Genomic DNA, 12,353 nt, shown 5'->3' on the forward strand with positions numbered 1-12,353 from the left:
ACGCCGATTTTAACCAATGAAAGGTGTTTATTAACCTGCCGGAAAATGCTAACTTGGTGCCGCATGACGTTTTCAGGTGTATTGAATACAATTATAATGCTGGGTGCGATCCAGGGCTTTATCGCCGGGGGATTATTGTTTTGGGGCGCGCGCAACCGGAAAGCCAATCGCTTCCTGGCCATCATGCTATGGCTGTTTTCTCTGGCCAGTCTTGAACTCCGCATGTACCAGGAGTCTTTCCTGTATACGACAACCATCGGCGGCTTTATCGACGCATTCATACCACGCATGATCATCATGCCCATCGGCCCGCTCCTGTATTTTTATATCAGGGCCAGTGTGGAACCGGGTTTCAGGTGGGAAAAGAAATACCGGAAGCATTTCTACAGTGTAGTACTCGACCTGATGCCTCATATGGTAGCGATCATTTATGTCTGTGGCATCGTGATCGGGTTTGTAAAGAAGGCGATCCCCCTCGGCTACTATACCGATGTATATAACATTTATGTCGACATACCCCGCTGGCTATCGTTGACACTGTATGTATGGTGGTCGGCCAAATACCTGGCGGCAAACAAACCCTCACAGGCATCTCCATCCAATACAGCCAATTCCAACAGTATCTCCTTCCGCTGGCTGCAACAATTCGTGCGCCTGTTCCTGGTGATGCAGGTAATATGGTTCCTTTACCTCATACCATACGTGATCCCTGCCTGGAGCGACAAACTATTGAATGCGGTGAGCTGGTACCCCGTTTATATACCCCTCGCCATCCTCATCTATTGGGTAGGCATCAAGGCCCTGGTGGTCACCTACAATGTTCCCTTATTGCAGGCAAAGAACACCGCTCGCACCCAACCGCTCCCTGCCGATACAGTCGCGCAGTCGCTGGAGATACTCAAAAAAGCCATGGAGCAGGAGAAGCTCTACCTCGATCCGGCACTTAGTTTAAGTTCCCTCTCACAGCATATGGGCATCGCCCCCAAAAACATTTCCGCCATCCTCAATCAACACCTGCAAACCAATTTCAACGAATTTGTAAATACTTATCGTGTCCGGGAATTTCAGCGGCGGGTGCTGTTGCCCGACTTCCAGCACTTCAACATCACCAGTATCGCCTTCGACTGCGGCTTCAACTCGCAGGCTACCTTTCAGCGAACCTTCAAGCAAATGACCGGCATGTCACCGACTGAATATCGCAAATCGGCCAACAGTCAGCCGCAGTAGGCAATCATTTTGAGGCAGAACACCATCCAAATCGCGATTTGAATAGGTTAAAAGCCTCTTTTTCAGGTGTTTTGCCCGTAAAATATTCCTCTATATGAAAATGATCGCGATAGCCATCTACTTGTCCCTGTCCGCGTTCTCCGCTGCCGTTGCCCAGTCAAAAGAAGTCCACCTCGTGGCGAAAGGCCCGTCAGGGGACCATGCTGCAGACAAACCCGCCACCAGAACACTTCAACGCGCTGCAAATCCAGCGGGCAATATCGTCAGCCAATCATCAGTCACTTCGCTTCCAAACACCGTCAATACAACCGGTCAACACGTCATCAGTTCGTCCACCACCTCCTATGCAAGTCCTGCCGAACCCGCCGTCACCAAATCCCTCGACTCCCTCCTGCGCCCCGCCTTTAAAGACGATGAGCCGGGCATCGTCGTTTTTGTAGCCCGCAAAGGCCAGGTCATTTATGAGAAGGCCTACGGAAGCGCCAACCTCGAACAGCAGGTGCCCCTGAAGCCCGATATGGTATTCCGCATCGGCTCCATCTCCAAACAGTTTACCGCCATCGCCATCCTGCAACTGGTAGAGCAGGGGCGGCTCCAATTGTCAGACAGCGTGCAGCAATACATTAAAGATTTCCCCTCCAAAGGCCATACCATCACCATCGAGCAGCTGCTCACGCATACAGCCGGACTGCCCGACTACATGCAGATCGACCATCCCGATCACTTTATCATGCGGCATGATGTAACACCTCAATTCATCATCGACCACTTCAAGCAGGCCCCCCTGCAGTTTACACCCGGCACCCGTTTCGCCTACAGCAATTCGGGGTATGTGCTGCTGGCGAATATCGTCGAAAAAGTGAGCGGTAAGCCCTATCATGATTACCTGCAAAAGGAGGTGCTGAAAAAGGCAGGCCTTGAGCATACGTACTATGCAAAAGAAGAAACCATCGTGCCCGGCCGCGTAAATGGCTACACCCGCGATGCAGGTTATTATCAAAATACCTATTACCAAACCCTCTCCATTGGTTACGGAGCGGGCGACCTGTTGAGCACTGCGCAGGATCTTTACAAATGGACCGCTGCCTTGTGGGCGTATAAACTGGTGAAGAAAGAAACGCTCGTTAAAGCTTTTACCGCTCACCGCCTGCCAAACGGTCAATCCACTGGTTATGGATATGGCTGGTACGTTAACGACCGGTTTGGTACCCGTTGCATAAAACACGAAGGGTCGGTGAGCGGATTTATCTCGAGCGAAACCTATTTTCCTGACCATGATGTTTTTATTGCGACCCTAACGAATGTGAAGTCTGGCGAAGACAGGACCAGCTTCAGCGATGAGCGCTTCATGTTATTTGGTCAGATACCCCGCCTCGTGCTGAGCAGCACCATGCCCCCTGCCTTGCCAGTACCTGAAGCCATCCAATTATCCTACATCGGGAAATACAAAGTACAGAATGGCCAGAAGGTGATTGCGGTTAAGCGAGTGGGGGATCAGCTGTACCTTGTCGATGGCCTGGATTTCAAATTGCATCCCCTTACAACCTCCAGGTTCAGCGTGTACGATGTGCCCATGGAAACGACCATCGAGTTTACAAAAGATGGGGCAGGAAAGGTAACGGGCCTAACCGCCATCCAGGCCGGCGGCGAATACAGATGGGTGAAGGTCGAATAAGCGGCATGCCCTCGGCCGCCCTGGCAAAAAAGGTAACTTTCAAATATCAGGCATGGGTAGTATCTTGTAGCAAGTACAACACTACCCATGCCAAACTGCCCTACACCCGGTCGGAAATACCACAGCATATTGTTGTTGTTGGCGCTTATGCTCTTTTCCTGCCAATTGATCGCACAACCCCTTATCAATAGTCTCAGTCCGTTGGCTGCACCTGTCGGCGCAACCATCACGATCACGGGTAGTCAGTTCAATACCGTGGCTGCGAACAACATCGTTTATTTTGGCACCGTGCGGGCTTCTGTGGAATCCGCCGGTGCCAGCTCCCTGACAGTTAAGGTTCCTGCAGGCGCCTCGTACAAGCCGGTATCTGTAACGGTGAACGGACTTACAGGCTGGTCGGCACAATCATTTAGTACCACCTATTCACCCACCGCCGATTTCGGCCCCAGTAGCCTCGAGTACCATTCCGGTACTCCAACCGGCCTATATTGTTCAACGATCGCAGCGGCAGATTTCGATGGCGATGGCTCGCCCGACCTCCTTACCGGCAATAGTTTCAATACGGCCGGGGCTGCTTCCGTATCTGTGCTCAGGAATACCAGCACGGGCAATACCATTTCATTTGCGCCAAAGCTGGATCTAACCACAGGCGCCCTTTCCGGCGCAGTGGCCGTTGCCGACCTCGATGGTGATGGAAAGCCCGATATCATAGCCGGCTCGGTAGTCGATCAGAACATATCCGTATTCCGCAATACCAGCACTACGGGTAACCTCTCATTTGCCTCGAAGGTGAATTTTGCAGCAGGTGACGCTCCACAGCAAATAGCCGTAGCCGACTTCGACCGCGATGGCAAACCAGATCTCGCCATCGTACACACATTCTCTAATGCGGTTACACTTCTCAGAAATACCAGCACAACCGGCAATTGCTCCTTCACCGCCAAAGCAGATTTAGTCACCGGACTGGTGCCCATCAGCGTGGCCAGCGGCGATATCGATGGCGATGGAAAAGCCGATATAGCCGTAGTGAGTGATGTAGGTAAAAAGATAGCCGTGTTTCGCAACACCAGCACAACAGGCGCTCTCTCGTTTGCAGCGCATGTTGAATTTGGGGCCGGATTTTCGCCCAATGCTATCGCGATAGGCGATGTCGATGGTGACGGCAAAAGCGATGTGCTGGTATCCGACAAATTAACCACTGCATTTTCCGTATTCAGGAATACCAGCACCTCAGGGGCAGTTTCATTTGCTACAAGAAATGATTTCCTCTCCGAATCCGGCAGGGCCATCGCATTGGGTGATTTGAATGGCGATGGCAAACCCGATGTCGTCCTGGCTGGTTTAAATGCCGCCCTACACCAAAACAACAGTAGCCCCGGCAGCATCTCATTTGGCGCAGCGGTGAAACCGTTTTATGAACCGGACCTGTTCGGTGCCACCATCGTTGACCTCAACGGCGATGGGAAGAATGATTTTGTAGGAACCATGCTTTCAGGCAGCAAACTCCTGATACGCCGAAACAGGAACAACGAACCTTATATCGATAGCTTTACACCCGCTATAGCGGGCGAAGGAGCCGAAGTGACCATTAGTGGTAAAAACCTGCTGGGCACTACCTCCGTTAAGTTTGGCGGTGTTGAAGCCGCTTCTTTTACGATTACCAATGCAACGACCATAAAAGCCATCGTGGGCAAAGCCACCTCAGGCGATGTGGAGGTCGCCAATCCGCAGGGATCGCACTTGCGTACAGGATTTACCTTCACCGGTCCGCCCGTTATTCAATCTTTCACACCGGTCAATGCAGAACTCAATACGGAAGTCACGATAACAGGGCTCAATTTCTACGGTACAACGGCGGTATCTTTTGGCGGAGTACCGGCTAAGTATTTCACCATCGTATCTGCCACTACCATCAAAGCAACCGTTGATGCGGGCGCTTCGGGTAGTATAAAGGTCGTTAACCCCTGGGGAGAGCATAGCCTGGCAGGCTTTGGCATGTTGCCATCGCTGTATTCGTTTAAGCCGGAGACGGCGCCCTCTGGCGCAACCATCACCATCACCGGTAATTACCTTAATTCAGTAACAGGCGTCAACTTCGGTGGAACCCCAGCCGCATCCTTCGTCAAAGTATCCGACAATACGATCACTGCCGTAATCGCCAATGGGGCGTCAGGCAACGCAGAGCTCGTTAACGCACACGGAACTGTTGCTAAACCCGGCTTTACTTATATCGATCCACCGGTTATAACTTCCTTTACGCCCGATAAAGCAGGGAATAGTGCTACGGTTACCATTACCGGTAATTATTTTACTGATGCGTCGCAGGTGTGGTTTGGTAACTACCAGGCTGCTTCCTTCACCGTACAATCTGCCACTACTATCACGGCCAGGATCGGGCCCGCAACATCAGGCAATATCAAGGTAGTAACGCCCGGCGGCGTCGCAGAAAAAGCAGGCTTTACGTTCGTGCAGCTGCCAACGATTACCGCCTATTCACCCAATATTATAGGCCCCGGCGTTAAAGTAACAATCACCGGTACCAACCTCGACAATACCACCGGCGTGTTGTTTGGCGAAACGCCCGCAGCGTCCTTTACAACGATCAATGCCAGCACCATCGAAGCCATCGTAGGAACCGGCAGTGTTGGATATATTACTGTCAAAACGTTGGGGGGCACGGCCACTTCGGCAAGAACACTCAACTTCACTACCTATCCGCTGATCAATTATTTCACGCCGGCTGCCGGTAACGTAGGCGCTACTGTTACCATCAATGGCGCAAATTTCAGCACCAGCGCTGCGAACAATACCGTTTACTTCGGTACGCTGAAGGCAACGATCTCCTCAGCCACGGCCAATCAGCTGGTGGTGAAAGTACCGCCAGGCGCTATTACGCAGCCCATCACCGTCAGCGCCAATAATAACAGCTTTACGACAGAGCAGGCCTTCCGTGTCACCTTTGCCGGAGGCGGAGCCTTTACGCCCGAAGCCTTTGCCGGCAGGGTCGATTTTCCCACAGGCATCAAACCATACAAGATGGTGGCCGGTGATATCGATGGCGATGGCCGCGCCGACCTCGTCGTGGCTAACCGCGGCTCGCATAACTTGTCTATCTATAGAAACACCAGCACAGGTGGAAAATTATCCTTTGCTGAAAGGGTGGATGTGATGGCAGGCGACCAACCCTGGGGGCTCGACCTGGGCGATCTCGACGGAGATGGTAAACCCGATATCGCAGTAGCTGACCTGGGTGGCGATCAAAACGGAAGAGTGCTTCATATATTCAGGAATACCAGCACCTCCGGAACTATCGCATTCGATCAGCCGATCGTGTTGCCCACGCTTACCGGACCGTATAATATTGCTATCCGCGATATGAGCCTCGATGGTAAGCCCGACCTGGTGATATCGAACCACGTAAGCCGTACCTTCAGCACGTATGATAACCTGAGCACGCCGGGTGCGATCAGTTTTCGCCAGCGTTTCGATGTCTATCTTCCGCCCGGGCACCCCGAAATGACCTATATCGGATCGTTTACCGAATTCGGTATCTGGGATATGAACAATGACAATATACCCGATATAGCAGCGGGTAACGGCGGTACCGATCTCATGATATTCTATGGCACCTGGCCTTGGGCACGCCTGGAAGCCAAAGCGCTCGACTGGCATTCATTTGGCGATGGATACCGCGACCTGCTGGCGGCAGATTTCAACAACGATGGCCGCACCGACATCGTTACAACCCACAAATGGGGCACGAATAAGGCTACAGGTTGGGATTTGGCAGATCATATCTATTTTGGCCGTGCCAATGCGGCCGCCGGAGACCTTGATGGCGATGGGAATGTAGAATACATAAAACCGATTGAAGAAAACAATACGGTGATGGTGCACAAAAATGCCAGCGGATCCGGAGGAGCCCTATACCTGCTCGATGGTGTAAGCTATGGCACCGGCAAAAAGCCCGGCGCTGTTTGCGTGGCCGATTTCAACCAGGATGGAAAACCGGATATGGCCGTCACCAATTTCGACGACAATACCGTTTCCATACTGCTTAACCAAAACGGCGCAACACCCGAAGCGGCCATCACATCATTTGCACCGGCAACTGGCCCGCAAAACACCGAAGTGGTGATCACCGGTAACGGATTTACCGGCGTTACCCAAGTGTACTTCGGCGATAAACCGGCAACATCTTTTACAGTAGTGTCATCAACACAAATAAAAGCAACTGCAGGAGCAGGCGCCACCGGCAATGTGCGTGTAGTGACCGGTACACAGGATCTCGCGCTCGGCTGGTTTGAATTTGTGCCACCAGCGCCCACGATCACTTCCTTTACACCCACGACGGCGATCGACTGGGCAACGGTGACCATTACAGGAACCAACTTCATAGATGTCAAAAGCGTTAAGTTCGGTACAGCCCTTGCCTATACCTTTAAAGTAAATTCCCCCACCAGCATTACGGCCACCGTTTACGGAGGCGCAAGCGGCAATGTTACCGTTACCACAGCAGGCGGCACAGCTACTGCACCCGGAACATTCACATACATCAATCCGCCCAATATTTATGAAATGAAGCCCAACAGGGCAGCTTCGCTCGATACGGTAATATTGAAAGGCGGCTTCCTGACAGGCGTTAAGTCGGTCACTTTCGGAGGTGTTCCCGCCGAATCATTTTTGATCAGGAACCCGGAAGAAATTGCGGCAGTAGTGGGGGCTGGCGGCAGTGGAACCGTAAAGGTGAGCGGCGATCACGGTATCGATACCCTGCAGTTTTTCACTTACCTCAATACACCAGCCCTCAAATCATTTACACCTACCAGCGGACCCGTAGGAACAGTTGTCACGATCAGTGGATTCAACCTGCAAAATGTAACAGTGGTAAAGTTTGGCGGTGTAGCGGCGACATTTACAATTGTAGACGATAAAACGATCAAGGCAACGGTGCCACTAGGGGGAGACGGAGCGATCAGTATCACCACCACATTCGGGACCGTTTCAATACCAGGTTATGCGTTGACGGTAGTCACAGGTATTGGCGATCCTACGACAGGAGAGGAGGGTATTACGCTGTTCCCCAATCCGGCAACCACCCCATCGGTGGCTGTCAACCATCCGGCATCGGCATCGCCCGCCATCATTCGCGTGGTAGATTTTACCGGCAAGACCTTAAAAACAATTGCCTGCACAAGGCAGGCAACGCAAACGATCATATCAATCGGCCAACTGGCCCGGGGAGTATACAGTATTGTTTGGAGCAACGGTAAGAAAGAATTGTCGAAGACCCTGCTGGTGCCTTAGCAATAAGGCGCCGGTTAGGCGATCTCCATATCTTCTTCCGCCATCAGTTTAAAGACGGCGCCGCTCATGTGCTCATCCACCCGCAGCTGGCACGCAAGCCTGCTGGTTGGGGTAGCATCGGGCAGGGTATCGAGCATGTCCAGTTCGGCATCGCTGTGCGAAGCCATATTGTCCATACCTTCCAAAACCTGTACATGGCAGGTGCCGCACATGGCCATGCCACCACAGGTAGCCAGCACATTGTATTCATTGGCTTTGAGGATCTCCATCAGGTTCAACCCCATGTCTTCCGGTACTTCCAGTACCTTTTCTTCACCAACCTTGTTGAGTACGGTAATGTTGATCATAATTTTCCTTTCTGATTAAAATGCGTTCACCCCGTTTACAGTCGTATACTTAAAGCTCAAACGCTGGTTGGGATAAACGTGCTTGAAAGCGCTTTGCGCCATCAGGGCCGATTCATGAAAACCACACAGGATAAGCTTCAGCTTACCGGGATAAGTATTGATGTCGCCAATGGCATAAATACCTTCTACATTGGTAGAGTAGTCGAATGTATTTACACTGATGGCCGATTTGTCGATGTTGAGTCCCCAGTCGGCAATAGGTCCCAGTTTGGGGCTCAGGCCGAATAAGGGAATAAGGTAGTCTGTACTCATCGTAGTGATCGCCTTATCAGCGCCCTCGATATGCACTTCATTGAGTTTACCATTGCCGCCGATCTTCACGATGTTCGATTTCAGCACCAGGTTGATCTTGCCGGCTTCTGCCAGGTGAAATACTTTCTCCGCAGAATCGGGTGCACCACGGAATGTTTCACCACGGTGAACAAGTGTTACCGATTTAGCAACGTTAGAAAGGTAGATCGTCCAGTCGAGGGCAGAGTCGCCGCCACCGGCTAATACGATATCCTTATCGCGGAAGAGTTCGGGGTCTTTAACCATATAGGTTACGCCCTTGCCTTCAAACTGCTCGAGTTGCTCGATTGCAGGTTTGCGGGGCTCAAAGCAACCTAAGCCACCGGCAATCGAGATCACTTTACAGTGGATCTTAGTACCGTCGGAAGTAGAAACGATAAACGATTTGTCTTCCTGGCGCTCGATGGTCTCCACGCGCTCGCCGAGGCTGAAAGTGGGCGCAAAAGGCTCTATCTGCTTCATCAGATTATCGACGAGCTCCTGGGCTTTGATCTCCGGGGCACCCGGAATATCATAGATCGGTTTTAGAGGGTAGATCTCGGAAAGCTGACCGCCCACCTGGGGCAAAGCGTCCACGAGATGGCATCTCATCTTCAATAAACCTGCTTCAAAAACAGAGAACAAACCTACAGGGCCGGCGCCAATAATACAGATATCAGTAGTAATCATTATGTATAATGCTTCTAAAATTTAACGAAATGCGAACCTTGATCACCAAAGCTCACCGCAAGCACTCGTTGTAAAAATCCTGGTTAAACCTTTTTAACCGGGTGCAAAATTACGACGCAGATACTTCATTATCAACCCAATTTGGAAATCCTGTTTACGCAATCAGAAAAAACACCTGAACCGCTGCGTCGCAAACCTCCATAATAACATCTCCCGGAGCAGTTAGTTCGCTGATTGCCAAACGCTTTACACGCAGGTGACAGAGTTACCACCCGTGAAAAAAGCTTTAAGTGTACTCACTTAAAGCTTTCACAATTTTTTTCCGGAGGCTTCTTGCCGTCTTTTACTTGCGACGGCTGTGCTACCCTTACGAAGGCCCGGCGTTGATCGCTTCCAAAGAACGTCAATATCCGAACGCCCTGTTTTATTCCTGGTCGATGAAAGTAATAATGTCCTTTGCTTTTTTGACAGCCGCCTCATAGGCCCTGATGTTGACCTGGAAATTTTGAGAGGCCAGCATCAGCAGGGAGCGCATCCTGCGGGTCGACGCAAAGGCGGTGAGTGAAGTGGCGTCGTTGCGATCGATGGCCAGGTCGATGATCTTGACCTGCACCGAGTTCACATAGTTTTCGCCATAGTTGATATCGGGAATGTTTTGCTGATAATACTCCAGGATAGTTTGCTTCAGGTGCTCGTCTTCGATGCTGCCGATCTTGCCGCTCGATTTGAAACCTTCATAGCGGCCGACGGCCGGACGGGTAACCGGTATTTCAAACACGAGGTTGCGCGATATGATGCTGTCGTTGAAAGGGCCAGCATGCGACGGGCCTTCGATGCGGAGGATGGATTGAAAGTTGTTGTCCAGCCCGCCAATGATGCCTTTCTGCTTTTCCAATAAGGCGATGTCTTTGGCAAGGTCTTCCTTGAGTCCTGTCAAAAAGGCTTTTACCTCCTGCTGCTCATGGCGGTGTTCGGACCAGCCATGGAACCAGATAGAAAGCGAAACGGCAAATACGATAATACAAATTTCAATGAGGATCTCTTTTGCCTTCTCGGTGAAGGTGTGACTGGATGATTTCATGGTGTGAAAGATCTTGCGGCCGTGTTTAGTTAATTCTTCCTGCATAAACTATTGTTACCGGCGATGCGCCGGTGGGCGACTAAAATAGGAAAAATTACCAATTGCACAACACATGCAATCATTGCACCCATCCAAACACCTGCTTGCAAAACCACAAGTAAAGTACAGTGGCTTATTTCTTCAGCAACCCATCCTTCACCAATTGCTCCACGAGTTTTTTGGGATAATCCCGCACGAAGTTGTCGATGCTGCCCGGATTCACCGTCTCTGACTGGGCACTCCACAACAGCTTCTCATTGCTGGCATCATACAGGTTGGTTTCCATGAAATAGGTTTTATCGGTGGTATAATAACCCGGGTCCCACAGGTTGGGATACCAATAGTTGTAGTAAGTGTACAGACCGCCATACCAGCGGTAATTGGGGTAGGGGGCGTAATAGCGGTTATTACCCGGCACATACCGTGTTTCACTTTCCTTGTTGATCAGTGAAACGGTGAGCACCGCATCCACTCCGGTTTGTTTGATCTTGTCGAGCACTTCTTCGCGGGGAGGCAGCTTTTCATAAAAAGTGGGCGCAAAGAACTCCGTGCTTTTAACCACCTTGATATTGCGCATGGCAGCCTGCGCGGCCAGGGCATTTTCCAGTTTGGTGCGCACTTCCATATTTCGGCTCAGGGAAGCAATGAAAACGCTGGCGTTTTCTTCGACATGTCCCTTGATATCCGGGTCGATCCAGGAACCTGTAATACGCGTGTTGGAGCCGCAGGACAATACAACAACGAAGAAAGCGGTGAGAAGGACCGCAGGTAGAGATCGTTTCATAAGCATATAGCCTGGTTTGATGAAGAATACAGCTGATCGTTTCCGCTGCCGGAAACCTACGGTGTAAGAAGAAAGGGGAGGTAATAGCCGGGCGTCGCTGCCGGTTAACTCGCTAATTATGTGGCGCTAAACAAATATACATAAACAAAATGTAAAGGTAATTGTGGGTGGTGATCGCTTTTGTAAAAAGCAACCAGAGGCGCCTCATGACGACTGCAGCGGCCTGCATCCGAACAGCAGTTTCCCTCTCTTTGCAAAGAAAATGGGCGTGGGTGAAACTTTTTGAGGCCGGGTTCCGTACATATACAGCATCTGATTACTTTATCACTTTTGAAAGGCGCACCCACATATACGGAACAGGAACTGGTTGGTTTGCTAAAGCAACGTACACAAAAGGCTTTCAGCTATCTGTACGATCATTATGCACCTACGTTAAACGGCATCATCCTGGGTATTATCCAGGATCATGAAGTGGCCGGTGATGTATTACAGGAAGTGTTTGTGAAAATATGGCGGCAGATCGAGCAGTATGATGCAGCCAAGGGGCGGCTGTTCACCTGGATGTACAATATAGCCCGCACTACCTCGATCGATATGCTGCGCAGCCGCGACTGGAAGAATAGCCACCGCAATCATTCGCTCACAGAAGATCATGCGGAATTGCCCGATCGGCGAACGAACTACGGGGAAGAACTGGGCCTTCGGAGAATCATTCAAACATTAAAAGACGATCATAAAATATTGGTGGAGCTTTCCTATTTTCAGGGGTATACCCAGGAGGAGATTGCGGGCATGTTGAACATACCGTTGGGCACAGTGAAGACGAGGATACGCGCAGCCATTGTTCTATTAAGACAACAGGTTAAATTGTAA

The 12,353-nt window shown here is 50.9% G+C and carries 8 protein-coding genes; 4 read left to right on the forward strand and 4 right to left on the reverse strand.

Annotated elements, in window-relative coordinates; genetic code table 11:
* Positions 1–63 precede the first annotated feature (63 nt).
* The 3 genes from P2H89_RS06820 (at position 64) to P2H89_RS06830 (ending at position 8,209) form a co-directional block, all read left to right on the forward strand.
* Entirely contained in the window at positions 64–1,227 is a 1,164-nt protein-coding gene (locus tag P2H89_RS06820; RefSeq protein WP_275825833.1) for a helix-turn-helix domain-containing protein, read from the forward strand.
* 94 nt (positions 1,228–1,321) lie between these two features.
* Positions 1,322–2,902, forward strand: a complete 1,581-nt coding sequence (locus P2H89_RS06825) for a serine hydrolase domain-containing protein (protein ID WP_275825834.1) — start codon at positions 1,322–1,324, stop codon at positions 2,900–2,902.
* Positions 2,903–2,989: 87 nt separating this feature from the next.
* Positions 2,990–8,209: an IPT/TIG domain-containing protein gene (locus P2H89_RS06830; RefSeq protein WP_275825835.1), complete on the forward strand. Its 5,220-nt coding sequence runs from the start codon at positions 2,990–2,992 to the stop codon at positions 8,207–8,209.
* A 14-nt stretch (positions 8,210–8,223) separates the two neighbouring features.
* On the opposite strand, the gene P2H89_RS06835 is transcribed toward P2H89_RS06830, so the two are convergent.
* The 4 genes from P2H89_RS06835 to P2H89_RS06850 form a co-directional block, all read right to left on the reverse strand.
* Positions 8,224–8,556, reverse strand: coding sequence for a 2Fe-2S iron-sulfur cluster-binding protein (locus tag P2H89_RS06835; RefSeq protein WP_275825836.1), 333 nt, complete (start codon positions 8,554–8,556; stop codon positions 8,224–8,226).
* Positions 8,557–8,571: 15 nt separating this feature from the next.
* Positions 8,572–9,576, reverse strand: coding sequence for an NAD(P)/FAD-dependent oxidoreductase (locus tag P2H89_RS06840; protein ID WP_275825837.1), 1,005 nt, complete (start codon positions 9,574–9,576; stop codon positions 8,572–8,574).
* Between the two features lie 424 nt (positions 9,577–10,000).
* Complete coding sequence (locus tag P2H89_RS06845; RefSeq protein ID WP_275825838.1) at positions 10,001–10,702, reverse strand: hypothetical protein; 702 nt, start codon at positions 10,700–10,702, stop codon at positions 10,001–10,003.
* Between the two features lie 127 nt (positions 10,703–10,829).
* Positions 10,830–11,480 (reverse strand): hypothetical protein, encoded by a 651-nt coding sequence (locus P2H89_RS06850; RefSeq protein ID WP_275825839.1) that lies wholly within the window; start codon positions 11,478–11,480, stop codon positions 10,830–10,832.
* Positions 11,481–11,810: 330 nt separating this feature from the next.
* Here P2H89_RS06850 and P2H89_RS06855 point away from each other — a divergent pair, with 330 nt between their 5' ends.
* Complete coding sequence (locus tag P2H89_RS06855) at positions 11,811–12,353, forward strand: sigma-70 family RNA polymerase sigma factor (RefSeq protein ID WP_275825840.1); 543 nt, start codon at positions 11,811–11,813, stop codon at positions 12,351–12,353.

It is taken from the genome of Paraflavitalea sp. CAU 1676 (assembly GCF_029223285.1).
Lineage (GTDB): Bacteria > Bacteroidota > Bacteroidia > Chitinophagales > Chitinophagaceae > Paraflavitalea.